This is a genomic window from Acinetobacter pragensis (assembly GCF_001605895.1).
Taxonomy (GTDB): Bacteria; Pseudomonadota; Gammaproteobacteria; order Pseudomonadales; family Moraxellaceae; genus Acinetobacter; species Acinetobacter pragensis.
Genome location: NZ_LUAW01000018.1, coordinates 1 through 26,346 on the forward strand (window position 1 = coordinate 1; position 26,346 = coordinate 26,346).

At 45.6% G+C, this 26,346-nt stretch carries 21 protein-coding genes and 1 pseudogene; 11 read left to right on the top strand and 11 right to left on the bottom strand.

The genetic code is table 11. The annotated features are described in order from the left end of the window. A pseudogene (locus AZH43_RS07845) lies at nucleotides 1–2,044 on the bottom strand (valine--tRNA ligase); the annotation flags it as partial. Between the two features lie 207 nt (nucleotides 2,045–2,251). Between AZH43_RS07845 and AZH43_RS07850 the strand changes: the two are divergent. Together AZH43_RS07850 and AZH43_RS07855 are read left to right on the top strand one after the other, a co-directional pair. Continuing rightward, the gene (locus AZH43_RS07850; RefSeq protein ID WP_067668448.1) at nucleotides 2,252–2,923 is read left to right on the top strand and encodes a hypothetical protein; all 672 of its coding nucleotides are present in this window, start codon (nucleotides 2,252–2,254) and stop codon (nucleotides 2,921–2,923) included. A gap of 52 nt (nucleotides 2,924–2,975) precedes the next feature. Continuing rightward, nucleotides 2,976–3,782, top strand: a complete 807-nt coding sequence (locus AZH43_RS07855; RefSeq protein ID WP_067668450.1) for an SDR family oxidoreductase — start codon at nucleotides 2,976–2,978, stop codon at nucleotides 3,780–3,782. A 93-nt stretch (nucleotides 3,783–3,875) separates the two neighbouring features. Here AZH43_RS07855 and AZH43_RS07860 read toward each other — a convergent pair whose 3' ends face one another. From AZH43_RS07860 to sdsA, 8 genes are all read right to left on the bottom strand, one after another. After that, complete coding sequence (locus AZH43_RS07860) at nucleotides 3,876–4,310, bottom strand: YbjQ family protein (protein WP_067668452.1); 435 nt, start codon at nucleotides 4,308–4,310, stop codon at nucleotides 3,876–3,878. A gap of 4 nt (nucleotides 4,311–4,314) precedes the next feature. Continuing rightward, nucleotides 4,315–4,671, bottom strand: a complete 357-nt coding sequence (locus AZH43_RS07865) for a YbjQ family protein (protein ID WP_067668454.1) — start codon at nucleotides 4,669–4,671, stop codon at nucleotides 4,315–4,317. A 134-nt stretch (nucleotides 4,672–4,805) separates the two neighbouring features. Beyond that, nucleotides 4,806–6,260 (bottom strand): multidrug efflux RND transporter AdeIJK outer membrane channel subunit AdeK, encoded by a 1,455-nt coding sequence (gene adeK / locus AZH43_RS07870; RefSeq protein WP_067668456.1) that lies wholly within the window; start codon nucleotides 6,258–6,260, stop codon nucleotides 4,806–4,808. Further along, nucleotides 6,260–9,439 (bottom strand): efflux RND transporter permease subunit, encoded by a 3,180-nt coding sequence (locus AZH43_RS07875; RefSeq protein WP_067668458.1) that lies wholly within the window; start codon nucleotides 9,437–9,439, stop codon nucleotides 6,260–6,262. Before AZH43_RS07875 ends, adeK begins: the two co-directional genes overlap by 1 nt. Before the next feature lie 12 nt (nucleotides 9,440–9,451). Next, nucleotides 9,452–10,708 (bottom strand): efflux RND transporter periplasmic adaptor subunit, encoded by a 1,257-nt coding sequence (locus AZH43_RS07880; RefSeq protein ID WP_067668460.1) that lies wholly within the window; start codon nucleotides 10,706–10,708, stop codon nucleotides 9,452–9,454. A gap of 35 nt (nucleotides 10,709–10,743) precedes the next feature. Beyond that, nucleotides 10,744–11,343, bottom strand: coding sequence for a phosphatase PAP2 family protein (locus tag AZH43_RS07885; RefSeq protein WP_067668462.1), 600 nt, complete (start codon nucleotides 11,341–11,343; stop codon nucleotides 10,744–10,746). A 152-nt stretch (nucleotides 11,344–11,495) separates the two neighbouring features. Then, a complete protein-coding gene (locus tag AZH43_RS07890; protein WP_067668464.1) occupies nucleotides 11,496–13,547 on the bottom strand; it encodes a site-specific recombinase in 2,052 nt (683 codons plus the stop codon). 26 nt (nucleotides 13,548–13,573) lie between these two features. Continuing rightward, nucleotides 13,574–14,551, bottom strand: coding sequence for an All-trans-nonaprenyl-diphosphate synthase (gene sdsA / locus AZH43_RS07895; protein ID WP_067668466.1), 978 nt, complete (start codon nucleotides 14,549–14,551; stop codon nucleotides 13,574–13,576). Between the two features lie 441 nt (nucleotides 14,552–14,992). On the opposite strand from sdsA, the gene rplU reads away from it, so the two are divergent. The 9 genes from rplU (at nucleotide 14,993) to AZH43_RS07940 (ending at nucleotide 23,420) form a co-directional block, all read left to right on the top strand. Continuing rightward, nucleotides 14,993–15,304 (top strand): 50S ribosomal protein L21, encoded by a 312-nt coding sequence (gene rplU / locus AZH43_RS07900; protein WP_067668468.1) that lies wholly within the window; start codon nucleotides 14,993–14,995, stop codon nucleotides 15,302–15,304. Between the two features lie 19 nt (nucleotides 15,305–15,323). After that, nucleotides 15,324–15,578 (top strand): 50S ribosomal protein L27, encoded by a 255-nt coding sequence (rpmA, locus tag AZH43_RS07905; protein ID WP_005011531.1) that lies wholly within the window; start codon nucleotides 15,324–15,326, stop codon nucleotides 15,576–15,578. Nucleotides 15,579–15,804: 226 nt separating this feature from the next. Further along, nucleotides 15,805–17,445, top strand: a complete 1,641-nt coding sequence (locus AZH43_RS19215) for a YadA family autotransporter adhesin (RefSeq protein ID WP_106386926.1) — start codon at nucleotides 15,805–15,807, stop codon at nucleotides 17,443–17,445. 222 nt (nucleotides 17,446–17,667) lie between these two features. Then, complete coding sequence (lolA, locus tag AZH43_RS07915) at nucleotides 17,668–18,360, top strand: outer membrane lipoprotein chaperone LolA (RefSeq protein WP_067668470.1); 693 nt, start codon at nucleotides 17,668–17,670, stop codon at nucleotides 18,358–18,360. A gap of 214 nt (nucleotides 18,361–18,574) precedes the next feature. Then, nucleotides 18,575–19,378, top strand: coding sequence for an RsiV family protein (locus AZH43_RS07920; protein ID WP_406564614.1), 804 nt, complete (start codon nucleotides 18,575–18,577; stop codon nucleotides 19,376–19,378). A 119-nt stretch (nucleotides 19,379–19,497) separates the two neighbouring features. Next, nucleotides 19,498–20,769, top strand: a complete 1,272-nt coding sequence (gene serS, locus AZH43_RS07925; protein WP_067668474.1) for a serine--tRNA ligase — start codon at nucleotides 19,498–19,500, stop codon at nucleotides 20,767–20,769. Nucleotides 20,770–20,845: 76 nt separating this feature from the next. Then, on the top strand, nucleotides 20,846–22,228 hold the full coding sequence (cysG, locus tag AZH43_RS07930; RefSeq protein WP_067668476.1) for a siroheme synthase CysG: 1,383 nt from the start codon (nucleotides 20,846–20,848) through the stop codon (nucleotides 22,226–22,228). Between the two features lie 70 nt (nucleotides 22,229–22,298). Then, entirely contained in the window at nucleotides 22,299–22,778 is a 480-nt protein-coding gene (locus tag AZH43_RS07935) for a tRNA (cytidine(34)-2'-O)-methyltransferase (protein WP_067668478.1), read from the top strand. 165 nt (nucleotides 22,779–22,943) lie between these two features. Continuing rightward, the gene (locus tag AZH43_RS07940) at nucleotides 22,944–23,420 is read left to right on the top strand and encodes a hypothetical protein (protein ID WP_067668480.1); all 477 of its coding nucleotides are present in this window, start codon (nucleotides 22,944–22,946) and stop codon (nucleotides 23,418–23,420) included. 80 nt (nucleotides 23,421–23,500) lie between these two features. Here AZH43_RS07940 and AZH43_RS07945 read toward each other — a convergent pair whose 3' ends face one another. Continuing rightward, on the bottom strand, nucleotides 23,501–24,895 hold the full coding sequence (locus tag AZH43_RS07945; RefSeq protein ID WP_067668482.1) for an APC family permease: 1,395 nt from the start codon (nucleotides 24,893–24,895) through the stop codon (nucleotides 23,501–23,503). Nucleotides 24,896–25,161: 266 nt separating this feature from the next. Further along, nucleotides 25,162–26,346: an iron-containing alcohol dehydrogenase gene (locus AZH43_RS07950; protein ID WP_067668483.1), complete on the bottom strand. Its 1,185-nt coding sequence runs from the start codon at nucleotides 26,344–26,346 to the stop codon at nucleotides 25,162–25,164.

The following is a 26,346-nucleotide window of genomic DNA, read 5'->3' on the forward strand; positions in this document are numbered from 1 at the left end:
ATATAGCAGCAACAGATAAACAAATGCATGGTCCGTCATGATGGCTGCCTTCAAAATGGCTTTTAGTCCGGAGAATATGTAGAACCGCATATCTATTGCCGTATATGGCCTTTTWSMWAYMGMWMTTMAKKTCACGGCCTGTGTTCGCAAGCGCACAGAATGTGAAACGAACCGCATCTGTACCGTAAGACTGAATACCTTCTGGGAATTCTTTACGCGTTGATTTCTCAATTTTTGATGCTTGTTTCGGGTTCATTAAACCAGTGGTACGTTTTTGTACCAAGGTTTCAAGATCCACACCGTCAATCAAGTCGAGTGGGTCAAGCACGTTGCCCTTAGATTTAGACATCTTCTGACCTTCGCCATCACGTACCAAACCGTGTACATACACAGTTTTAAACGGTACTTGCGGTGTGCCGTCTTCATTTTTCATGAAGTGCATGGTCATCATGATCATGCGGGCAACCCAGAAGAAGATAATGTCAAAACCAGTGACAAGGACATCAGTTGGGTGGAAAGTATTTAAGAAATAGTTTTCTTTATCTTTCGCAGCATCGCCAGTCCAGCCTAAAGTTGAGAATGTCCAAAGGCCAGAAGAGAACCATGTGTCTAACACGTCTTCGTCTTGATCCAATTGAACATCAGCAGGAATGCCATTTTTCGCACGAACTTCCGCTTCGTCACGGCCAACATATACATTGCCGTCTTTATCGTACCAAGCTGGAATGCGGTGACCCCACCACAATTGACGTGAAATACACCAGTCTTGAATGTTGTTCATCCAAGCCATGTACATGTTGCTGTATTGTTCAGGCACAAACTTAATATCGCCATCTTTTACAGCTTTAATTGCAGGCTCAGCAAGCGGTGCAATTTTCACATACCATTGGTCAGTCAATAGCGGCTCAACGATCACACCTGAACGGTCACCGCGAGGCGGTTTCAGCGTGTACGGCTGAATTTGATCCAACCAGCCTTCAGCTTCAGCTTGTTCAACCAATTGCTTACGTGCAGCAAAACGTTCTAAACCTACGTATGCAGCAGGTGCAGGGATGGTTTTAGAAATTTGTTCGCCCGCTTTCGCGATGTATTCAAACTCAGCCAACACTTCCGCATTTTTGTTGAAAATGTTGATGATTGGCAATTCGCAGCGTTTGCCGACTTCATAGTCATTGAAGTCGTGCGCAGGGGTGATTTTCACACAGCCTGTACCAAATTCTTTGTCTACATACTCATCTTTAACGATAGGAACAGCACGGCCTGTAATTGGCAGAATAATGTTTTTGCCAACCAATGCCGCATAACGTTCGTCATCCAGCGCAACAGCAACAGCGGTATCACCTAATAATGTTTCAGGACGAGTGGTTGCAACAACGATGTGATCTTTACCGTCGTGGGTACGAACGGATTTATCTTCAAAGAAATATTTGAAGTGCCAAAGTGAACCTGCTTCTTCTTTATCAGACTCAACTTCTAAGTCAGACAGCGCAGTTTGTAATTTTGGATCCCAGTTGACTAGGCGTTTACCGCGGTAGATTAAGCCATCTTCGTGCAATCTCACGAACACTTCTTTTACTGCGTTCGATAAACCGTCATCCATGGTAAAGCGTTCACGTGACCAGTCTACCGATGAGCCTAGACGACGGATTTGACGGGTAATGTTGCCGCCAGACTGTTCTTTCCATTCCCACACTTTTTCGATGAACTTTTCACGGCCAAGATCATGGCGGCTGATGCCTTCAGCACCCAGCTGGCGTTCAACAACCATTTGTGTTGCGATACCCGCGTGGTCTGTACCCGGCTGCCATAAGGTATTTTTACCAGACATACGGTTAAAGCGTGTCAGGGCATCCATGATGGCATTGTTGAAACCATGACCCATGTGCAAGTTGCCTGTGACGTTAGGTGGCGGAATCATGATGCAGAATGATTCACCCTTTTTAGATGGCTTGAAGTAGCCGCGTTCTTCCCAAGTCTTGTACCATTTTTTCTCGATCTCGGTAGGATCGTAGGTCGTAGCAATATTTTGCGCTGAATCAGTCATAGTCTAAACAGATCAAAAGTAGATAAAAAATTGCATCTATTGTAGCAAAAAAAAACTGGGTTTAGGCATTTTGAAGATATGGAAACTTCATATGTTTGCATGTTAGAAATAAGAACTGGTTGGCAGTTTTCATCCGAAGCCTTATGATAGAGTGAAGATAAAAGCGCCAAGTTCGCAGCCACTATAAATAAAAAGAGGAGCCGATGAATGAGCTATAGCATTTCACTGAAAATTCAGCCGGAAACCCATCAGCGTTTTATCAATCTGCATCAGCGTTTGAATACTGGGGACGCATCCAATTTAGCCAAGCCCTTAGGTGAAAATTTGGCAGATATCGCCTGTGAAATTATCGATCAGGTTTTTGGCAATATTGCTAAAATGTCTAAATCCGGCGACCGTGAATCGGAAAAAATTATTCAGCATATTTTAGAAACAACGCGCAAATACATGCCGTGGTCAGTGTCTTTTTTCGGCAATGAGCGTTTGCTGCCGATGGTGAATTATCTGCATGATTTAACCATAGAAAAGGACGGGCACTTTTATGTGACCTATCCTATAGATCATACGCTGGCCAATGCGCTTCTGGGCCATGTTGAAAAAATGAAAGACGGCAATAATGCTTATGTTCCGCCGGCTTTAAAAGCCTTTACAGAGGTGGTGGATCAAGGGGTAACGCATTTAATCCGTGAACCGAAAAGAATGCTGAAATTCAATGTGGTGGTGGATAAAACCTTAAATGGCGTGATTAATGTGACCACGCAGCTCGGCTATAAGCGGTTTGATAAATTGGGTCAAATTTATGATGCAAATTCTATGAGCGGATATTTTGATCACTTTTTGATTTTTTTAAATAATGAGCAGAAACAAAAAAACGATTAAACTGCAGGATAGCAACTTTTTAATAAAACAATGATTTCATGAGGAATGCATCATGGCAAAGCTGGATGATTTAAACGGTAAAGTCGTATGGATTACAGGCGCTTCATCCGGTTTGGGCAAAGCCTTGGCGCAGGAATGCGCGTTGCAGGGCGCGCAAGTGGTGTTGACGGCGCGCCGTTTTAATGAACTGGAAAATGTCCGTGTCAGTTTGCTGAATCCGGATCTGCATGTATCTATTCCAGCAGATATTACAGATGAAAGCCAAGTCCGCCAAGCGTATGAAAAAGTGCTGGAGTGCAAGGGGCGGATTGACTGGCTGATCAATAATGCAGGCTTAAGCCAGCGCGCTTTAATTGCAGATACCACCATGCAGACTGAACGCGCGATTATGGAAGTCGATTACTTCTCTCAAGTCTTTTTGACCAAAACGGTATTGCCGACTTTTCTAAATCAAAAAACTGGCCGTATTGTCTTTGTTTCGAGTGTTGCAGGCTTACTGGGCACACAGTACCGCGCTTCGTACTCGGCGGCTAAAGCGGCTATTCATATGTGGGCCAATAGCCTGCGCGCAGAAGTGGCGGATGAGGGCGTGGATGTCTCGGTGATTTTTCCCGGATTTGTCAAAACCAATGTTTCTTTCAATGCCTTGAATGGCGAAGGGAAAGCTCAAGGGCATCAGGATGAAGCGATTGAAAATGGTTTGGAAGCGGATGAATTTGCGCAAATTTCAGTAAAAGCTTTACTGAAAGGCGAGGAGTACATTGTGGTTGGTGGCCGCAAAGAAGTACTTGGTACCTGGGTGTCGCGTCTGTCACCAAGCACACTGTATAAAATGATTCGTAAAGCGAAAGTGAAATAACGCCTATTTTCTTCCCTCTCTTTTAGGGAGAGGGAGAGCAGGAGTTCATTTAAAAAGTTCAGCAACGCCCTATCACGCAGAAGGAGCAAAGCCTCAGGCTTTTATCGCCGTTCCATAAGCAAAGACTTCAATCATGCCGCCTTGCATGCCCAGCTCAGTGGTGCTTAAACGTAAGCCCATAATGTGTGTTGCCCTCATTTTTTCAGCTTCAAGCTTTAAGCGGACGACCGCTTCACGGCGCGCGCGGTCAACAACGCTTTCATAGCTGGTCAAGCGGCCGCCGAAAAAATTCTGGATATTGGCAATGACATATTTAAAATAATCATGGGAAATCACCACATTGCTTGAAACCAGCTGACCTGAATGTTCGCTAGTTTTGAAGCGGTTATTGTCAATTCGGATATACGCCAAGCGCTGTTCCTGTATTTCCAGCTGTTTGAAATGCTTGCGCTCTGCATGCCGGCCAAATGTCCAGCCGACTGCAAATAAAATCACAAAGATAGCGACTTTAAATAAAAAAGCATCCATAGCTTCAGCCTTGAGCAGGGAATGAGTCAGCCAGCTTTGGCGCCAGCGTTTCTACACGCACGGCTGTACCATAAACAAAAAGTTCTGAGGCGCCTTGGGCAATATTCGACGTTGAAAAGCGGATGCCGACAATAGCATTGGCGCCTAAGCCGCGGGCTTTCTCAATCATGCGGCTCATCGCTTCCTGACGCGACTCTTCCAGCAGTTCGGTATAGCCTTTGAGTTCACCGCCGACAATATTTTTTAGGCCAGCCATAAAATCACGGCCGACATGCTTGCTTCGCACCGTGCTGCCGTACACCACATCTAATTGCTGAGTAATGGTGTGTCCGGGAACTGTTTCAAGATTGCTTAAAATCATAGCTGATTCATGTGTTTATTTTTGATGTATTGAAGATAGGCAAAGTGATTGATAAAAGCAACTTTGTTCGCCAATAAATAAGCGGCAATAAAAAAGCCCACCGGAGTGAGCTTTTTCTATTTTAAGGCAATGGCTTATTTAGCCGCATCTGCCTTGCGTTCTGCTGTAGACGGCTGCTGTTGAACAGCATCGCTAGTATTGGCTTTAATGCCGCCGCCTAAAGATTTATACAGCTCAACTTGGTTGTTTAAATTTGCTTGTTCAAGCAATAGCAAACCTTGTTCCGCTGAATAAGACGTACGCTGCGCATCCAATACAGTTAAGTAGCTGTCAATACCAGCACGGAAGCGGGCATTTGACAATTTATAGGTGGTATTGGTCGCATCTACCAAGCGGCGCTGTGCAGATAAGCGGTCACCGATGTTTTGACGTACAGCCAATGCATCATTCACTTCACGGAATGCAGACTGAATTGATTTTTCATAATCAGACAAAGCGATCTGCTGGTCTGTTTCTGAAATTTTGATGTTGGCTTTACGTGTGCCCCAGTCAAAGATTGGAATATCTAAGCTTGGCCCCAAGCCCCATACAAAACTGCCAGACTTAAACAAATCGCTTAAGTCTGTAGATGCATAGCCGGCAGTACCTGTCAGGCTGATGGTCGGGAATAGGCTGGCTTTGGCAGCGCCAATATTCGCGCCAGCTGCAGACAGTTTATATTCGGCAGCGCGTACATCCGGACGGTTGTTCAGCAAGTCGCTTGGCAAGCCAGAGCCGATTGTGCTGTTTGAGGTAATGCGGGTAATACGCTGACCAGGCAGCATATTTTCAGGCACTTGCTGACCGACAAGCAAATTCAGCAAGTTTTTCGCTTGCGCCACTTGAGTCTTATAATTGGCAACGTCGTTGCGCGCAGTTTCTACAGAAATTTGCGCTTGGCGTACAGGAACTTCGCTGTCAATGCCGACATCAAAACGTTTTTTGTTCAGATTGTAAGATTCAAGCTGAGCTTTGAGCGTTTGATCTGCCAGTTTCAAGTTTGCATTTGAAAATGAGTAGCTGAGCCATGCTTGCGCCACTTGGCCGATCAATGCAATTTGAGTTGCATCACGCGCGCTTGCAGTTGCAAGGTAGCTATCTAAAGCATTGTCTTTTAGGCTGCGGACACGGCCCCACAAATCAAGCTCATAGGCTGTCACGCCTAAACCCACGTTATAAGACGTAATCGGTTTTTGAGTGCTGAGCGTATCTTGACGCAAGACACTGCCGCTGGCGCCAATGGTCGGCAGCTGGTTGTTTTCAGTGATTTGATATTGCTGCTGCGCGCGTTGAATATTCAGCGCTGCAGTACGCAAATCACGGTTATTTTCCAAAGCTAAATCAAGTACTTGAACCAAACGTTGATCTGAGAAAAAGTCTTTATAGCCTTGCGCCGCTGCTGAAGTGCCAGACGCGCTCTCAGTGTAGCTTTGCGGAATATTTGCCTGAGCGGCCGGTTCTGGACCGCGCATGCTTTGGCAGGCAGCCAAAGCAAGCGCTAGTGAAGAAACCGCAATGCTACGACCTGTAATAGACCATATATTTTGCATCACGATGTGTGCTCCTGATTATTTTGTTGTTTTGGTTTGTACTTAAAGATACTTCGAATCCATACGTAGAACACAGGAATGAAGAAGATACCCAGTAAGGTCGAGCTGATTACGCCGCCCAGTACACCATAGCCGACAGAGTGCTGGCTGCCTGCACCTGCGCCAGAGGCCAGCGCAAGCGGAAGTACACCAAAACCAAAGGCTAGGGTAGTCATAATGATTGGGCGCAAACGCATTCTTGCGGCATGCATTGTCGCTTCAAACAGATCTTCGCCTTTTTCCTGAAGTTCTTTCGCAAATTCTACAATCAAAATCGCGTTTTTGGCAGCCAAACCAATGACTGCAACGATCGCGACTTGGAAGTAGATGTTATTGGAAAGATTGGAATCTTTAAGCAATACCATGCCAAGGAAGGTGAGCGCTACCGCACCGACAACACCTAGAGGGACAACTAAAAGTACAGAGAATGGAATTGACCAGCTTTCATACAGCGCAGCCAGACACAGGAATACGATCAATAAAGACAGTGCGTAAATAATCGGCGCTTGAGCACCAGATTCACGTTCTTCAAGTGATAGGCCTGTCCATTCGTAATCAAAGCCTTTTAGGCCCATAGACGGAAGTTTCGCAATGATTTCTTCCATAGCTGCCATTGCATCGCCAGAACTGACACCCGGAGCAGGCGTGCCTTGAATGTTCATCGATGAAATGCCGTTATAGCGTTCCAGACGCGGTGAACCGTAAGTCCATTCGCCTGTTGCAAATGCCGAGAACGGAACCATTGTGCCTTGGCTGTTGCGTACATACCATTTGTTCAAGTCTTCAGGCATCATGCGGGAATCTGCTTCGCCTTGAACATAAACTTTTTTCACGCGGCCGCGGTCAACAAAGTCATTGATGTAAGAACCGCCCCAAGCCATACCCATTGTGGTATTAATCTCAGAGATGCTTACACCCATCGCGCCAGCTTGCGCTTGGTCAACAATGATTTTGTACTGAGGCGTATCTTCCTGACCATTCGGACGCACGCCAGCTAAGCGCTTGTCTTGTGCAGCCATGCCTAAAATCGCATTACGCGCATTCAGCAACTGATCGTGACCTAAGCCGCTTGAATCTTTCAGCTGCAAGTTAAAGCCAGCAGTCACACCCAATTCAGGCATTGCAGGAAGCTGCAATGGCATGATGTAAGAAGCATCTTTAACGATCATGTTCAATGCCATACCGCGCTGAATAATCTTACCGATTTGAGCTTCTGGTGTTGTCCGGTCTTCCCAGTCTTTTAATTTAATAAAAGCCAAACCAGCGTTTTGACCGACACCTGTAAACGAGAAGCCAGATACGCTGAATACAGATTCGACGTAATCTTTTTCCTTGTTCAGGAAGTAGTCTGTCATTGTGCTGATTGTTTTGTCTGTACGGTCCAATGTCGCGTTTGGCGGCAACTGCACCAGTGTCATCACCACACCTTGGTCTTCATCGGGAAGGAACGAAGACGGCAGTTTAGTGAACAGAAGGCCTAAAATAATAATGACAACGCCATACAGTAAACCTGAGAACACTTTATGGTGTGTCATGCGGTTTACGCCGTTTTGATACTTACCGGCGACTTTGTCGAATGTTTCATTAAACCAGCGGAAGAAACGCGCAGGCAAGCTGTTGCTTGGCGCCGCATTTTTGTCATGCTGTTTTAGAATGGTCGCACAAAGGGCAGGGGTAAAGGTCAACGCGACAATCAGTGACAGGATCATGGCTGTCACCAGCGTGATCGAGAACTGACGGTAAATTACACCTGTTGTACCGCTCATGAATGCCATCGGTACGAATACCGCAGACAGTACAGATGTAATACCGACCAATGCGCCGGAAATCTGCCTCATCGAGATCTCTGTGGCTTCCACAGGGTCAAGATGCTCTTCGGCCATAATCCGTTCAACGTTTTCCACCACAACAATTGCATCATCGACCAGCAGGCCAATCGCAAGCACCATGGCAAACATGGTTAACGTGTTGATAGAGAAACCGAAGACATTAATTACAGCAAATGTACCCAATACCACCACAGGCACTGCCATGGTTGGAATGAGGGTCGCGCGCCAGTTCTGCAAGAACAGGAACATAACCAGGAATACAAGGATCACCGCTTCAACTAAGGTGTGAACAACACTCTCAATTGACAATTGAATGAACGGAGTTGTATCAAACGCAAGTTTATCTTGCATTCCTGTAGGGTAGTTTTTACGAAGATCGACCAGACGGGCTTCAACTGCAGCCGCTGTATCTAACGCATTCGCGCCAGTAGCCAGTTTGATTGCTACACCGCCGGCAGGCTTGCCGTTGAATTTAGAGTCAAACTGATAGTTGTCTGCGCCTAATTCGACACGGGCAACATCACCTAAACGGACTTGCGCGCCGCTTGTTGTGTTTTTCAAGAAGATATTTTTAAATTCTTCAGGAGTTGTCAGCAGGCTTTGCGCATTGACTGTCGCGTTCAGCACTTGTCCTTCGACAGAAGGCGCACCGCCTAATTGACCGACAGCAACTTGCGCGTTTTGTGTTTTCAGCGCTGCAGAAATATCGCTTGGAGTTACTTGGAGGCTTGCCATTTTGGCAGGATCCATCCAGATACGCATCGCATATGAGCCGCCGAATACCTGTACTTCACCGACACCAGCAACACGGCTGAGCGGTTCCGAAATATTCGAGTTCACATAGTCTTTAATGTCATCTGCAGATAAGCTGCTGTCAGGCGAATAGAATGCAATTACCTGCAGGAAGCTTGCGCCTGATTTAGTAACCTTTACCCCTTGACGCTGAACGTCTTCAGGCAAAAGCGCAGTCGCAGACTGCAGTTTGTTCTGTACTTGAACTTGGGCAATATCAGGATCTACACCTTGTTCAAAGTTCAGAGAAATAGAGGCTTGACCGTTACCTGCGCTGTTTGAAGAAATATAGCGCAAACCGTCAAGGCCGTTCATTTGCTGTTCGATGATCTGCGTCACTGTATTTTCAACAGTCGCAGCAGATGCACCCGGATAAGTTGCAGAAATCGTTACCGTTGGCGGGGCAATGGTTGGATACTGCGCGATAGGCATTTTTGTCAGCGTGAGAATACCCGCCAGCATAATGACTAACGCAATCACCCAAGCAAAAATTGGGCGATGGATAAAGAATTGAGCCATTCAGTCTACCCCTTATGAATTTGAAGTAGCTTTTTGTTCAGTCTTCGCAGCAGCTTGAGCAGCTGGTTTCGCTTGGCCAGCGGCGCCTTGAGCACCTTGCGGCGCAGCAGCTTGAGGCTGGTAAGGTTTAGCCGTAACTTGCTGTTCAGGCTTAACTTTCGCAATGCCGTCTACAATCACTTTGTCGCCAGCTTTTAAGCCGTCAGTCACGATCCAGTCTTTGCCTTGAACGCCAACAGTCGTAATTGGACGAGACTCAACAGCGCCTTTTGCATTAACCAGCATTGCAATGGCCTGACCTGTTGGAGTACGGGTAATTGCGGCTTGAGGAATCAAGTAAGCATTTGGAATAATACCTTGTACAATTTTTGCGTTCGCGAACATGCCCGGAAGCAGCAGGTGATTCGGGTTGGCGAAAACAGCGCGCAAAGTGACAGTGCCTGTATCAGGGTTAACGCTGGCATCGGAGAATGCTAAACGGCCTTCTACTGGGTAGTCGCTGCCATCTTCCAGCTTCAACTGCACTTTGGTGTTGTTGCTGCTGTCCAATGCGCCTTTGCTTAACTGCTGACGCAAGCGAAGCAATTCTGCGCTAGATTGGTTAATATCCACATAGATTGGATCTAAGCGCTGAACTGTGACCAGCGGATCGGCTTGATTGGCTGTTACCAATGCGCCGACAGTGACCGTAGAACGGTTGGTTTGACCTGAAATTGGCGCACGCACTGTTGAATAGCCCAAATTAATTTGGGCATTTTTCAAGGTCGCTTGGTTCGCATTCAAAGTCGCTTCAGCCAATTTTACTTGACCCACGATATCGTCATATTCTTGTTTAGAGATGGCATTTGAACCGACCAATTGGCGGTAACGGCCTTCTTTAATACGCAGAACATTCAGTTCCGCTTCAGCGCTGGCAATAGCCGCGCGCGCATTATCAACAGTTGCACGGTTCGAGCTTGAATCGATCTCGTAAAGCGCCTGGCCTTCACGGACATAGCTGCCTTCAGCAAACAGACGTTTCAGAACGACACCGCTGGTTTGCGGACGCACTTCAGAAATTTCATATGCTGTAGTACGGCCCGAAAGTTCTACAGACTGCTCTACGCTTTGCGGCTGGGCAACAATCACGCCAACTTCAGTTGGAGGCATCTGCTGAGCAGCGCCAGCTTGCTGGGCATCTTTTGGATCTTTGCTACAACCGACAAGTGCAATACTTGTTGCTAATGCGCAAGCAGTCAGGGCGGGAGCCCAAAGCTTTGCAGACATCATTCTTTCACCTCTATTAGATTCTTATCTAAAATTATTTATTTAGTTCGCTGATATTTAGTTAACGCCAAATACAGCAACGTGATCCAAATAAAACTTATGCTCCAGCCAGAAAGGACATCGGAAGGAAAATGCGCGCCAGCATAAACTCTTGAAATTCCCATCAGCAAGATCCAAATACTTGCAATGAGGCAGATCAGTTTATGCTGTGAATGCTGCAGGGAAACGTACATCGCCAAACAGCCTAAAGCAGCTGCATAAAGGCTATGTCCACTTGGAAATGAATCTCCGTAAGTTTTCACCAGAAAATACATTTCAGGTGGACGCGGTCTTGAGACGAGGTACTTCAGCATCCAGGATAAGCAAATACTTCCAATCATTCCTATACTGATAAAAACAATCTCTGAATGTTTTTTATACCATGCACAGTGTAAACACCATAGTGTGGTTAAAAATAATACAAATGGCATGCCGCCTGCGATGGAAAACCCTTGAGCCGCTATATTGAAAGCATTGCTTCTGTGGTCATACATCCATGCTACAGCGCCTAAATCATAAGCGCTAAAAGCATGTGAATTATACAGCAACATACTGATAATCAATAAGAAGAAACCCAGGAAAAGCAACAGTTTCGGCATGCTTAAATCCTTGTTTTTTTATTGGGAGCGAGTCCGAATAAACTAAGCAGTAAAGTGTACTCATCAGTACACTTTATTTCAAGTGCGTGTAAATTATGCTAATTTCTTTTTTGTGTTTTTTTAACACTTGATAATATAAATTAACAATTTCTTTAATGACTTTGTTTATGCGGGCCGGATGAATCTTCAATTTCCAAAGGCTGTTTCGGCGGCCAAAAGAAGTCGCTTGGACGGGTCAGGAAATGCGTCAGCACCAATTTTGCCAATGGTTTCCATTGCTCAAAACGTACACGGCGCGCGCGCAGCGCCACAATAATAGTGAGGGTGAAGCTGACAAATAAGTTGGTTAAGCCGATGCACAGCACGCCTAAAAACGAAACAATCGCTAAACCGATTTCCGGGCCGCCGTTAATGCACATTAAGCCCTGAATGAAATTGGCTGATGCAAAGGCAATATGACGGATATCCAGCGGCAAGCCTAGAATGTAGCCCAGTGTTCCCATGCTTCCCAGCATGATGCCGAATAAGAAATTACCCGCCAAAGCGCCTAAGTTGCGTTCTATATAAGATGCGAAAGCATCTAAACGGTCTTGCCCCATCCAGCGTTTCAGAGCCGGATGCGCCTTTAGGCGGGGGCCGACTTTGCGGTAAATGGCCATGTTGTCAAAATAGCCGGCCAGCAAGCCAGACAAAAATAAACAGACGCCGGCGATTGCCGCATGCGGAATAGCCAGAGAGGTAAACGGATCAAGGCTGTGCAGCAGATGGGACGCTTTGGCATGATTCAGCAGAGGTTCATCCATGCCGAGCTGCCAAAAATAAGTAATTAATGCAGCGGTTGGAATGGCAATGGAAATATTGCCTAAAATGGCAATAAATTGCGTCCGGATAATGTTGATGATCAGCGCCGCCAGTTCTGCAATTTGAGCGTTTTTGGAACCCTTGCGGTGCTGAACGGTGGACGCCAGCGCAGCTGCCGTCATGGCCGGCTGCTTGGTCGCGACAGTGAAATGCAGGACATGAATCAGCATAAAGCCCAAGGAGTAATTCATGCTGAAAAGAAAGGCCTGCATCAGCGGCGCTAAAATTAGGCGCGCCGCTAAAATTTTAAGCGATGCCATGGCTGCGATAATGACGCCAGCTCCAGCCGCGGCTTTATACATGTCAATAAAGCCTTTTTTGTCGCTGCTGACATAGTGTTCGCCAGTTTTGCTGGCATTCTCAGTCACCTGCAGCGCCATTAATTCGCTGTTTGTGGCTAACAGCGAGCGGACACTGCGCTCGCTGTACAGCGCATCGGTTACATCAACCAGCAATGAGCCGATGGAACTGTATCGGACATCATCTTCTTCAACAATCAGGTTCAGCAGAATTTCTATTCGGTCCAGACACTGTTCCAGCAAAGACAGCAAATAAGTCAAGCTGACGCTGACGCCGCTGCGTTTGGTCGCTCTGCGAATTTTCAGCACAACTTCACGGCATTGATCCAGCATGACCAGCGCTTGAGAAGCATCCGGCGGCACCACGGCGCTCATTTTTTCGGCATTTTGATGAAGCTGTTTATATTGCTGAATAAACTCATTAATTTCACGGTTCTGAACTAAAAAAGGCGATTCATACTCGGTCAGTTCGGGGTGCGCATTAATGAACTCAGGGTATAGGCCAATGCCGCTGACACGATAAGACAGCACAGTTATGGCTTTAATCAATTCACGGCGGATTTGTTTTTTTTCCTCCTGATTGGCATGCCCCTGATTAAACAATCTGAACAGTTTCTGCCATTCAGATTCCTCAATACTGTCCAGCCAGTATTTATCACTGCGCTGATGAAACACTTGGCGCAACAGATCCTGCAGCTGGCTTGCATCATTAATCAACGGCAGAAAATGCGCGCCGAGACGCTGAAAAAACTGATTTAAGAAACCATCTAAAGACAGAATTCCCGTGTCGGCATAGAGGCTGGTCTGTTTGTACTTGCTGATTAATCTAAGGACAAAACTTTGCAGGGTGGAGGCTGCGTCAGGCGTCAGCAGCAGGGCAGTATAAAAAGCTTCAAAATTTTGGTGTATTTCTTCTGTGTTTTTGGTGTCTGCAGGGCGAATGCGGTTTACCAGTTCAATCAGCAGATTGTGATCCAGCACAGCCTGACTGCTGTCAAGCTGCTGCTGCATTTGCAGGAATAAATCATTAAATTTTATATGCATAAGCAAGTGGTAACTATTCTTTAGTTTTATTGAATGCGATGCAATGCCAAATTCGCAAGATTAATCAGTGCTTGGCGGTATTCACTGTCTGGAAGCGCATTGAGTGCATCCAGCGCTGCGTTGGTTTCTTCAGTTGCGCGCTGGCTGCAATAATCCAATGCGCCGGAAGTCTGCACAATGGAAATCACCCGTTCTAAATCAGCAGTCCCGCCTGTTGCAATGCTGCGGCGGATAATTTCATGTTCTTCGCCAGCGGTATTCTTCAGTGCAGAGATTAACGGTAAAGTCGGTTTGCCTTCCATTAAATCATCGCCAATATTTTTACCTAATGTTTCAGCATCAGAAGTGTAATCTAAAATATCATCAATAATTTGAAAGGCATTGCCAAAGTGGCCAGCAAATTTACGCAGCGGCTCACGGTATTCAGGTTTGCCTGAAAGAATCGCTGCGCCTTCAGTCGCCAACTCAAACAGGCGGGAAGTTTTACCGTGAATAATATCTAAATAGGTCTGTTCCGATGTATCCGGCTGGTGCTGAGACTGCAGCTGCAGAACTTCGCCTTCTGCAATTTCGCACGTGCCTGTCGAAAAGTCTTTTAATAAGACCATGTCATTTAAGTCAACCAGCAGATCAAATGCGCGCGAAATTAAAAAATCACCGACCAAAACTGCGGTTTGGTTATTCCAAGTGGCATTGGCTGTTGGGCGTCCGCGGCGTAAGCCTGATTCATCGACCACATCATCATGCACGAGTGTTGCCGTATGCAGCATTTCAATAATAGCCGCCAATTTGCGGTGTTTTTCTAAGTCTTCTGCGCCGCAGGCTTTGGCCGCCAATAGACACATAACAGGGCGCATGCGTTTACCGCCAGCTTCAACAACATGTTTGCTGACAGCCATGACTAAAGCGACTTTTGAGGTGATCCCTTCATTAATAAATTTGTCCATCGCGGCAAAGTCAGTAGCAACAGGAGTGAGAATGTCTTGCTTGAAGTCGATGGTCATGTGAAGAAGAGCCTCAGTAATTTTAAATTGCTGCTGTAGTTTAGCAACTTAGTATCATAATTACAGATAAGAGCTCAGCAATTGATTAAAATTAAGTATAAATTTAAAAACAGAGCCGAGTTCCAATCACCCAATGCAATATGGAATGTCTGATCATTTAAACATTCCGGCATTTCGTCATTTGTATATAGTAGCGAATTGATTTTAAAAATCTATTTGAATTTTTGATAGATGTTTTGGCTGCTGGCGTCAATGTTCTGGCGTTTTTAGAAATAGTGCATAAAGCAATCATGGCTTCTTTGATAATTTTTGTGCAAATGGCTTGTTGTTTGTTTGCATATCGCTTAAAATCCTTGCCCTTGTATAACCCCAGTGGCGATCGTCTTAAGATCGGTATATTCCTTTACCGGCACGACGACACGGGCATGCTTGGAGTACATCATGTACGCAGTTATCCAAAGCGGTGGTAAACAGCACCGTGTTGTTGAGGGTGAAACCCTTAAAGTTGAATTATTGAAAGCTGAAACTGGCGCAACTATTACATTTGACGATGTATTGATGGTTGTGAATGGCGAAAGCATTCAAATCGGTGCACCAGTTGTTGCTGGCGCTACTGTAACTGCTGAAGTAGTTAGCCATGGTCGTCACGACAAAATCCGCATCATCAAAATGCGTCGTCGTAAACACTATCGTAAACAACAAGGTCACCGTCAATGGTTCACTGAGTTGAAAATTACAGCTATTTCAGGCTAATTACGAGGAGTAAATAGACATGGCAACTAAAAAAGCCGGTGGTTCGACTAAAAACGGTCGTGACTCGAATCCTAAAATGTTAGGTGTTAAAATGTACGGCGGTCAATCTGTGACTGCTGGTAACATTATCGTTCGTCAACGTGGTACAGAATTCCACGCTGGTGCAAACGTAGGTATGGGCCGTGACCATACTTTGTTCGCTACTGCTGACGGCGTAATCAAATTCGAAGTGAAAGGCCAATTCGGTCGTCGCTACGTATCTGTTGAAGTTTAAGCTTTAATAGAAAAAAGCCCGCAAATTTTGCGGGTTTTTTTTTGCCAAATAAATCATTACCAAAAGATTTATTTAAAAAAATAAATAATAATTCACAGTAAAAATAAAGAAATGTTTTGAAATCTTTACTAATAATTACGTCGCAATTATGTAATATAATGTGATTTGCGTCACAAAAAAATACATGTGTAATAGGAGGGGAGAAATACAAGAAAAGGATAAGGACATGAATAAAATATTAAGAAATGTATTGCTTAATGACTGCCCCAAAAAAAATCGGGAACTTTCAGAAAATAATTTGAGAATTACGCTGTCAAATGATCAATCCAGCTTCTCAAGCCATAAATTATATAAATCAACGTCATCTAATCATCGTGTTCAATGCATGCCTAGAGCATTGATTGCAAGCGCTCTTTTCGCTGTAAGCGGTATGGTGTGGGCTGGCGGCAGTTCTGATCCGGTCATTACCGATAATTATTGCCGTACAGGCTGTCATTCAGGTACACCTGGTCCACAAGGTGAGAAAGGTGATACAGGAGCAACGGGTGAAACTGGCGCTAAAGGTGATACAGGAGCAACGGGTGAAACCGGCGCTAAAGGCGATACAGGAGCCACAGGTGCCAAAGGCGATACAGGTGCAACCGGCGCTAAAGGCGATACAGGAGCCACAGGTGCCAAAGGCGATACAGGTGCAACCGGCGCTAAAGGTGACACTGGAGCCACAGGTGCCAAAGGTGATACAGGAGCAACAGGCGCTAAAGGCGATACGGGAGCCACAGGCGCCAAAGGTGATACTGGAGCCACAGGAGATACGGGTGCAACAGGCGCTACAGGCGCCAAAGGTGACACTGGAGCAACAGGCGCTAAAGGCGATACAGGTGCAACAGGTGCAACAGGTGACACTGGCGCTACAGGAGCTCAAGGTGTTGCAGGTACAAATGGTGTGAATGGGAAAGATGGCGCAACGGGTGCCAAAGGCGATACTGGCGCGATAGGCGCTACGGGAGCAACAGGTGCTGTAGGTTTAACTGGAGACACCGGTTTCAGTGCATATGAAGTTGCTGTAAATAATGGTTTTGAAGGTACAGAAACTGAATGGCTGATTAGCTTAAAAGGTTTAGCTGACCCTTATATTAAAATTCAGTCTAATGTGGCCAATACCGCTCCTAAACCTACCGCAACCGGTCAGGATGCAATTGCTGTTGGCGCTGGCAACACTGCAGCGGGAGATCAATCAATTGCTGCTGGTGTAAATAATACGGTGTCAGGCAATAATTCAGGTGCAATCGGCAATAATAATACCGTCAGCGGTGATAATACCTATGTACTGGGCAATAACGTCAGTACATCTGCCACCAATGCGGTCGTTCTGGGCAACGGTTCTGCATCGGATAGAAACAATACGGTTTCTGTGGGCGCTGCAGGTGCTGAACGGCAAATTATTCATGTCGCCGCCGGTACACAAGATACTGATGCTGTAAACGTTGCTCAAATGCGGCAAGCGGACTTGAATGTGCTGAATGAGTCTAAGACTTATACAGATCAGCATGGCGCAACTGTTTTGAATCAAGCCAACAGTTATACCAATAACCGCATCAATGATTTAAACCGTAATTTTGACAACTTGAAAGACGGGCTGCATGCAGCTGTAGCATCCAGTATTGCGATTGCTTCTTTACCTCAGCCTACAGATGCCGGATACAATATGTTCAGTGTCGGTGTGGGTACATGGGAAAGCGAGCAAGGGTTTGCTGTCGGTTTCAGCGGCGTGACTGAAAGCAATAAATATGTCTATAAGCTTGCAGCTACAACCAATAGTGAAGGTGACTTTGGTGCAGGCGCTTCTATCGGCTGGCAATGGAAATAGCTTAGATGCCCAATATGCTCAACTTTATTAAGATAAAAAGCCCTCATCAAAAAATGAGGGTTTTTTATTTTTTGACTTTTCTCCATCATGATGAATAAAATTTCGCATTTTGCATTAATAACAATACAAAACTTATTGTTTTCACTCATATTAGTCTTAAAAATTGGTTTAAGATGGGCAATCTGACAAATTGCAATGCTGCAAATATAAAAAGGTGAATCTATGAATATGCTTCGTAAAACCATGTGTGCTGTGGCATTGGGTGCGGCGACATTAGCACCTGTGATGAGTACAACAGTTTTTGCTGCCACTGCAGCATCGGAGCAGCAAGCGACAGCCAGCTTGGTGAAACAGCTCAGCGGTGTGAAAAGTTTTTCTGCCAATTTTGAACAAACCACAAAAGTCAGCAGCGGTAAAACTGCACAGAAAAAGGGCTTGTCTGCTCAGCATATGAATCAAACTTTTAAAGGCGTGATGAAGGTTGAGCGGCCTGGTAAATTTTTCTGGGAAACGTCAAGTCCGTCTAAGCAGACGATTGTGACATCGGGTAAAACTGTGTGGATTTACGATCCAGACCTGCAGCAGGCCGTGCGTCAAAACTTAGATGATCAGGTTGCAAACACTCCGGCGCTGCTGCTTTCGGGCAATACCAGCCAAATTATGCAGTCATACCGGGTGACTCAGCCAAATAACACCAAGACTTATTACACGCTGTATCCTAAAAATAATGATGGCGCATTTCAAAGCTTAACCATCAGTTTTGGCGCCAATAAAGCGCCAACATTAATGATTCTTGCGGACTCACTTGGCCAAACCACATATGTGCGGTTCAGCAATATGAGAGTGAATGCATCTATTCCTGCATCAACTTTCAATTTTACACCACCGAAAGGAACTGACATCATTGATCAGTAAGTTATGATCAATCTGTTCGGCAGAAAATTGTTTGCTGATAGTGAGACAGCTTTAAGCAAACGGAAAAAGCAGGCATTCGCCTGCTTTTTTTTATTGATGTAAAAGTCACGCAAAATTGGAGATACATTTCGTAATGTTATCAGTTGTATAGAGTAGGTATAGTGGGATCGTTTATTTGTTTTGCATTTTGGGTAGTAGGGAACTCGTCATGAATATGCTTCATCAGAAAGTTTTTCATAAAAAGGCTGCGGCAGCTGCAATTGCTGCATTTTTTTCAATCAGCCTGCTGACGGCCTGCCAGCCTAGAAATGAACCGGTGCAGGACAGTGATAAAAATAAGCAGGCAGCAGCTGTCAAAACTGATAGCATTCCTTTAATTGAATCCAAAGCTGCGGCCATGAAGCTGACCAAGCCGGAAGCCTGCGATGCTGAAGGCTGTACGCAATATTCGATACAGACAGTAGAGACCAATGTAGATTGGATTAATCAGTATTTTGCAGAGCGTATTCAGAAAGCTGACCCGATTGCATTTTCAACTGTGCCGAATGAAAAGGTGAATTTAGCAGAAGGTGCAGAACCGGGTTTGGGGCAAAGTACAACCAGTGTGCGCTATATCAGCCAATGGGGCAAAATAGCGACATTCGCTTTGGAAAGTTACACGTACACGGCGGGCGCTGCGCATGGCATGTATCATGTGGAATACGTCAACTTTGATTTAAAAGCAAAGAAACGTTTGGCGCTGCAGGATGTATTGCTAAAAGGCGCAGAGGCCAAAGTGATGAGTGCGCTATATGACGCCAATTCTATGTGGCTGGAAGAGCACAATATAGAACGCGGCAAGCTGCAGCTGAGTGATAATTTTTATTATGGCGCCAGCGGCATTGTGTTTGTTTATCCGCTGTATGAATTAGCCAGCTACGCTGAAGGCATGACAGAACTGAATTTGCCTTATCAGATGACTAAAGGAATGTTCAAGCCTGAATATTTGCCGAATTTGCCCAATTATGAAAATCAGTAAACTGTAAAAATCTTGCAGTTTATTGTACTAATAAGCCCCAGCTGTAAGCTCGATTACTGTATTTTTTAGCGTTAAGAGCTTACACTATAGCCAGTTTTTTTCTTTGCAAATGATTGGCTATGATCGACCCGAAATTACTCAGAAATAATATTGAGGCTGTAAATTTAGCCTTGGCAAAACGCGGCGTTCAGCTGGACGCGGCAGAATGGGCTGCATTAGAAGCGCGCCGTAAAGAAATTCAGTCTAAAACTGAAAGCTTGCAGGCAGAACGCAATGCGGGCGCAAAACAAGTCGGTCAAATTAAAAAATCGGGCGGCGATGCGTCCGAAATCATGTCGCGCATGTCTGCCATTGGCGATGAAATTAAAGCTGCAGAAACTGCATTAGCAGAACTTCAGGCAGAAATTGAAACTAAATCTTTATCCATTCCGAATATGCCGCATGAATCTGTGCCTGAAGGTAAAGATGAAAGTGACAATGTTGAAATTTTAAAATGGGGCACACCGCGCGAATTTGATTTTGACATTAAAGATCATACCGATCTTGGCGAAATGATGGGCGGTTTGGAATTTGAAACTGCAACCAAGCTGACCGGCACCCGCTTTAGCGTGCTCAAAGGTCCTTTAGCGCGTTTGCAGCGGGCTATTACGCAATTCATGCTGAATACTCATACTGATGTGAATGGCTATACAGAAGCGTATGTGCCTTACTTGGTAAATGCTGATTCTTTACGCGGCACAGGTCAATTACCTAAATTTGAAGAAGATTTATTCAAGCTTCAAGGCGAAAAAGAATATTATTTAATTCCGACCGCAGAAGTGCCGGTTACTAATTTTGTCCGTGATGAAATTATCGATCCAGCGCGCCTTCCTTTGAAATATGCGGCGCATACCCCATGCTTCCGCAGTGAAGCCGGGTCATATGGCCGCGATACACGCGGTTTAATCCGTCAGCATCAATTCGACAAAGTTGAGATGGTGCAGATTATTAAGCCTGAAGATTCAATGAATGCTTTGGAAGAGCTGACAGGCCATGCAGAAGGTATTCTTCAAGCGTTAGGCCTGCCATACCGTAAAATTATCCTGTGCGGCGGCGATATGGGTTTTGGCGCGATCAAAACCTATGATTTAGAAGTTTGGGTGCCTAGCCAAAATACCTATCGTGAAATTTCATCATGTTCTTGCATGGGCGATTTTCAGGCGCGCCGGATGAAAGCGCGTTACCGTGCCGATCAGAAAAAAACTGAATTTGTTCATACGCTGAATGGTTCCGGTTTGGCTGTGGGCCGTACGCTGCTGGCTGTAATGGAAAATTATCAGCGTGCAGACGGCTCAATTGAAGTGCCGGCTGTATTGCGCCCTTATATGGGCGGCGCAGAGTACATCGACTAATTTCAGCCGATGCATAGCGTAATTTTGTGCACGATAATTGCTTAAGACAGTCAGAACAAATGTATTGAGGTCATGTGTGGATATTTTTCCAATCTCGTTGAAGCTGCAGCAGCAGCCTTGTCTGATTGTTGGCGGCGGCCATATTGCTTACCGCAAAGCGGTGCTGCTGCAAAAAGCAGGTGCCGCTATCCATGTTATTTCTCCGGAAATAGCGGCTAATCTGCTGGAAATTGTAGAGCAGAGCGGCGGGAAATATGTGCAAGCGCTGTTCAGTACAGGCTTGAAACTGCGGGACTACCGTTTAGTGATTGCGGCGACTGATGATAAAGCAGTCAATCAGGCGGTTTTTGAGGCCTGCGAGGCTGAAAATGTTTTGGTCAACAGTGTGGATGATCCGCCGCATTGCCGCTTTATGGTTCCAGCCATTATTGACCGTTCACCGCTGGTGGTATCTATTGCGACCAATGGCGCATCGCCGGTTCTGTCGCGTCAAATCCGTACTCAGCTTGAAAGCAGTATTCCGCACGGCATGGGCAAGCTTGCAGAATTCTCAGGAAAATGGCGGGCTGCAGTAAAAGCTAAAATTGAAAATCCAGATAAGCGCCGTATTTTTTGGGAAGACTTATATGCCAGCCCGCTAAAAGAGCAAGTCTTCAACGACAATATGGCAGAAGCTGACCGCCTGATTGAGCAGGCTTTAATTGAGTGGACACAGCCGAAAGGTGAAGTCTATTTGGTCGGTGCCGGCCCAGGCGACCCTGAACTGCTGACGTTAAAAGCATTGCGTTTAATGCAGCAGGCGGACGTAGTCATTTATGACCGGCTGGTGTCTGATCCAATTATGGATTTATGCCGCCGCGATGCGGAAAAAATCTATGTCGGCAAAGCGCGTTCTAATCACGCTGTGCCGCAAGACGGCATTAATGCCTTGCTGGTTAAATATGCGTCAGAAGGCAAGCGGGTTTGCCGTTTAAAAGGCGGTGATCCCTTTATCTTTGGGCGCGGCGGTGAAGAAATTCAAGAACTGTTCGCTGCCGGTGTCGCTTTTCAAGTTGTGCCTGGCATTACCGCCGCATCCGGCTGTTCTGCATATGCAGGCATTCCATTGACCCATCGGGATTATGCGCAAAGCGTCAGATTTTTGACTGGACATTTGAAAGAAGGTTCTCCTGAATTGCCATGGGATGAGCTGGTTTATCAAAACCAAACTTTAGTGCTGTATATGGGTTTGGTTGGTTTGGAAAAAATCTGTGAAAAACTGATTGCGCATGGCCAGCGCCCCGATATGCCGGTTGCATTGGTTTCAAAAGGGACCACACCTGAGCAGAAAGTGGTGGTTGGCACACTGGCAGATATTGCATCTAAAGTGTCCGAACATCAGATACAGGCGCCGACATTAACGATTATTGGCGATGTTGTGAGCCTGCGTGAGCAATTGCAATGGCATGAGCAGGGATAGCAGCGGTCACGCTGCCCGAGTGCAAGGCGAATTACGCCTTGCTTCATTTATTAAAAAGTAGAGAAAACCAGTGATCCATGTAGTTTTATACGAGCCAGAAATTCCAGCGAATACAGGGAATATCATTCGTTTGTGCGCCAACACAGGAGCACAGCTGCATTTGGTCAAGCCTTTAGGCTTTGAGCTGGATGATAAGAAATTGCGCCGTGCCGGTTTGGATTATCATGAATGGGCGCATATGAAGGTCTGGGAAAATTTTGCGGAATGTCTGGCGCATTTGGAAACGCAGGGCATCGCTAATGATGCAATTTATCCTTTAACCACAAAAGGGTTTGAAACGCCGCATACTTCAAATCTAAACCGTCCAGTGGCATTGCTGATGGGGCCGGAAACCCGCGGTTTGCCAGAAGATGTACGCATGATGTTCCCAGAAAAACACTGGATCAGATTGCCGATGGCTGCCAATTCACGCAGTTTAAATCTGTCCAATGCGACAGCGGTTATTTTGTATGAAGCATGGCGTCAGCAAGGCTTTAAAGAATTGCTTTAAATCGATTCAATAAAAAAAGCCGCTCTATTGAGCGGCTTTTTTATAGGGAGCAGGCTTTTTCAGCTTAAAGTGATGAAGTTTTGTAAAATTAACAGCCAGCAGCTTCTGATGAAATGTAAAAATGTGTATAACGAAAATGATGAATCAAAAACAGGCACTTAGAACTTGAAGTCAATATATTTGAATTTTGCAGCGGTGATTTTGACAGCTGGTTTCGCTTCTGCACCCAGCTGGGCGGCGAAGATTGAAACTGCACCTGAGTCTATTCCTGCCGTCTCTATGGATGAAACGGTATTAGAGGCGGATGTCCGCCCATTAAGCAAAGAAGAGCTGCAGCAGGGGCTGTCGGAGTTGCGTGAACGGCAGAATCAGCGGATTGAAGACTGGGGCCAAACCTTAAAGCCTGAAGATTTTGAACGAAGCTGGTTTGGGCGCATTCTGAAAAAGCCGAAACGGCAGGAAGTGTGCGGCATTTATCAAAGATCGGTAGATGAAACGCTGAAATTGGCGCAGCAAAACCAAAACCGTTTACCGGAAGCTGATCAAAAGCTGCTGAGTGACCGCAATGCCTTTATTCAGAGTCTGGGATATAAAAACAATATTGTAGATACACGGATGGGTTTCAACTGCCGTATCCGTTAAGCCTAAAGATTGTGCTCGGACAAAAATCTGAATATAAAAAAGGCGCTCGAAGCGCCTTTTTTATGGAATAGATAGGCAAATCAATGCGAGTCATCAAATTCATTGTGCTGCGGAGCAGGGTGCTTGAAGCCTTTGGTTTTGTAGCCAAGATACAGAATACCGAACATTGCCCACCATAAGCCAAATTTCAGAGCAGTTTCTTCAATTTCCAGCCACATGGCAAAAATGCTGATAAAGCCAAGCAATGGAATCACCACAAAACTGAAAATATCTTTCATGTTCTTAGTGCGGCCATCACGCAGCGCATACCGTGAAATCACAGACAGGTTTACAAAAGTGAATGCGGTCAATGCGCCGAAGCTGATCATTGAAATCACAATGTCCAAATCCATAAAGCCGGCAGTCAATGCCACTGCGCCAACAATTAAAATATTGTAAGACGGTGTAAAGTTTTTCGGGCTGATATGTCCGAAAATCTTTTTATTGATCACGCCATCACGGCCCATGACATACATTAAGCGTGAAACACCTGCATGCGCAGAGATGCCGGATGCCATGACAGTCACAATCGCGAAATAAAGCACGACTGTTTTAAATGCTGCGCCGCCTACAGCCTGAAGGATATCCGGCTGAGTTGCCGCCACATCTTCAAAGTAGGTCTTAGGATCGTTCGGGAAGTAAATCTGCATGAAATACGTGCTGATAATGAAGATCACGCCCGCAATCAGTGCAGTTAAGAAAATTGCTTTAGGCAGGGTTTTTTCAGTATCTTTGGTTTCTTCTGCAAGGGAGCTGAGTGAGTCAAAGCCTGTGAATGAGAAGCAGAGCAAAGTTGCGCCTGTAATTAAAGGGCCTATTTGCGTCAATTCATTCCAAAACGGCTCTAGGCTCCAGAGCTGATATTTTGCATTGACCAAAGTGCCGTCAGCATTTACGCCGCTTTCAAGCAGGCTGTAGACCATCCATGTGAAATAGGCAACCACAGCCAGCTGGATAAAGACAATAATACTGTTGAAGTTGGCGACAAATTTAGCGCCGCGCAAGTTGACGGCTGTCATGAATGCAGTCAGCCCGATGACCCACACCCAGTGATTAATTTCTGGGAACAGCGCTTCCAGATAAATTACGGCCAAAATGATGTTGACCATTGGCGACAGTAAATAATCCAGCCATGAAGACCAGCCCACCATAAAGCCGACATTCGGATGAATTGATTTTTGCGCATAGGTGTATGCGGAACCCGAAGACGGATAGCGGCGGATCATGTGTCCGTAACTGATGGAAGTGAACAAAATTGCAATTAAAGCAATAATGTAAGAAGTAGGCACATGATAATGACTTTCTTCCGACACCAAGCCGAAAGTATCAAATAAGGTCATTGGCTGAATATAGGCCAAACCAATGATGATGATGTGCCAGAGGCCTAGCGTTTTTTGCAGTTTTGCTGCCGATTGAGTCCCAGAAGTATTAGCCAACGGCGTTTCCTCTAAATCGTTGATCAAGGATCAGTCATATTGAATAAGGATCGTTTGAGACGAACGATCCCCCCTGTGTTTATTTTTAAAAGCGCGCCAATCTACTCTAAAAAGGCGGCTTTTGTCAGCAACTTTTGAATTTTTTCAGCAGAAAGCATGCCAGTTTGGCTAAAAAGCGCCAAACGTTATCTTCTGCAAGATAAAAGCCCGATGTTTAAAAAAACATCAGGCTTGAATTTGCGCTATATTCGCTTATTTTTCAGCAATTACCAAGCTTTTTCTAAGATAGTTTTCAGATCCTGCAGGGTGGCTTCTTTCGGGTTGTAAATGATTGAACCGTCATTCAGCGCTTTCTCTGCAATCTCATCAAACTGAGTTTCAGAAACTTTACCGGTTTCTTGCAAGGTACGCGGTAATTTAGTCAATGCATAGATACGGTCACGCATGGCTTGAAGCGTTGAAATGGTTTTATCCGCCCGCAGATGGGCAGGGGTCTGCGCATAAATATCCGGGCCGGCCAAAGGCAGCAGTAAATCTGCAAGCTTCTCTGCATTGGTTTCTTTATTGAATTCCAAAACATAAGGCAAGAATAGATTCATGCACAGGCCATGCGGCAGGTGGGCAACAGCACCTAAAGAATGGCCGAGAGAATGCACTAAACCGACCATTGAGTTAGAGAAGGCAATGCCTGCCATTGTTGAGGCTTGGGCTAATTCTAAACGGCCATTGGCATCAGTTGGGTTATCCAGCACGTTAAATAAATTGGCGCTGATTTTTTTAATCGCCGCGGTTGCATAGGCGTCAGAAATAGGATTGGCGGCAAGGCACGTGTAGGCTTCAACCGCATGGGTCATCGCATCCATGGCGGTCATGGCGGTTAAATGCGGCGGCAGAGTTTGGGTCATGCGCGGGTCTAAAATTGCTGCATGCGGCATCAAGTAATACGATGCAAACGGCATTTTTACATTTTTCTGATTATCAGAAACGACTGCGACCATAGTGACTTCTGAACCCGTGCCTGATGTCGTCGGAATGACGAAAAAAGGCTTTAATGGTTTTGGCAGATTGTGCGCGCCAGAATATTTCAGCAGGTCATCGCCGCCCTCAGAGACCAATATATTTGTGGCTTTAGAAGTATCAATTACTGAGCCGCCGCCTACAGCAATAATGGCATCACAGTTATTGTCACGGTACAGCTGCGCTGCCTTGCGGACAGTTTCTAGGCTTGAATCAGGCGGCACATCATCAAAAATATAGCCGATTACCGCATCAGTCGATTCAAAAGCGGCTTCAATCGGTGCAAGCAGATTGTTGCTGCGTACGCCTTTATCGGTAATGATCAATGGGCGGGCCGCGCCTAAAGCGGCAAGTTCAAACGGAATATGTTCTAAGGCAGCATGGCCTGCAATCACTTTTACTGGACAGAAAAATTCGTAATAAGGTTTAGCCAT

Excerpts from the sequence above, each read along its gene's own strand:
- AZH43_RS07850 (WP_067668448.1), top strand. The coding sequence starts at position 2,252 with ATGAGCTATAGCATTTCACTGAAAATTCAGCCGGAAACCCATCAGCGT.
- AZH43_RS07855 (WP_067668450.1), top strand. The coding sequence starts at position 2,976 with ATGGCAAAGCTGGATGATTTAAACGGTAAAGTCGTATGGATTACAGGC.
- AZH43_RS07860 (WP_067668452.1), bottom strand. The coding sequence starts at position 4,310 with ATGGATGCTTTTTTATTTAAAGTCGCTATCTTTGTGATTTTATTTGCA.
- AZH43_RS07865 (WP_067668454.1), bottom strand. The coding sequence starts at position 4,671 with ATGATTTTAAGCAATCTTGAAACAGTTCCCGGACACACCATTACTCAG.
- adeK (WP_067668456.1), bottom strand. The coding sequence starts at position 6,260 with ATGCAAAATATATGGTCTATTACAGGTCGTAGCATTGCGGTTTCTTCA.
- AZH43_RS07875 (WP_067668458.1), bottom strand. The coding sequence starts at position 9,439 with ATGGCTCAATTCTTTATCCATCGCCCAATTTTTGCTTGGGTGATTGCG.
- AZH43_RS07880 (WP_067668460.1), bottom strand. The coding sequence starts at position 10,708 with ATGATGTCTGCAAAGCTTTGGGCTCCCGCCCTGACTGCTTGCGCATTA.
- AZH43_RS07885 (WP_067668462.1), bottom strand. The coding sequence starts at position 11,343 with ATGCCGAAACTGTTGCTTTTCCTGGGTTTCTTCTTATTGATTATCAGT.
- AZH43_RS07890 (WP_067668464.1), bottom strand. The coding sequence starts at position 13,547 with ATGCATATAAAATTTAATGATTTATTCCTGCAAATGCAGCAGCAGCTT.
- sdsA (WP_067668466.1), bottom strand. The coding sequence starts at position 14,551 with ATGACCATCGACTTCAAGCAAGACATTCTCACTCCTGTTGCTACTGAC.
- rplU (WP_067668468.1), top strand. The coding sequence starts at position 14,993 with ATGTACGCAGTTATCCAAAGCGGTGGTAAACAGCACCGTGTTGTTGAG.
- rpmA (WP_005011531.1), top strand. The coding sequence starts at position 15,324 with ATGGCAACTAAAAAAGCCGGTGGTTCGACTAAAAACGGTCGTGACTCG.
- AZH43_RS19215 (WP_106386926.1), top strand. The coding sequence starts at position 15,805 with ATGAATAAAATATTAAGAAATGTATTGCTTAATGACTGCCCCAAAAAA.
- lolA (WP_067668470.1), top strand. The coding sequence starts at position 17,668 with ATGAATATGCTTCGTAAAACCATGTGTGCTGTGGCATTGGGTGCGGCG.
- AZH43_RS07920 (WP_406564614.1), top strand. The coding sequence starts at position 18,575 with ATGCTTCATCAGAAAGTTTTTCATAAAAAGGCTGCGGCAGCTGCAATT.
- serS (WP_067668474.1), top strand. The coding sequence starts at position 19,498 with ATGATCGACCCGAAATTACTCAGAAATAATATTGAGGCTGTAAATTTA.
- AZH43_RS07950 (WP_067668483.1), bottom strand. The coding sequence starts at position 26,346 with ATGGCTAAACCTTATTACGAATTTTTCTGTCCAGTAAAAGTGATTGCA.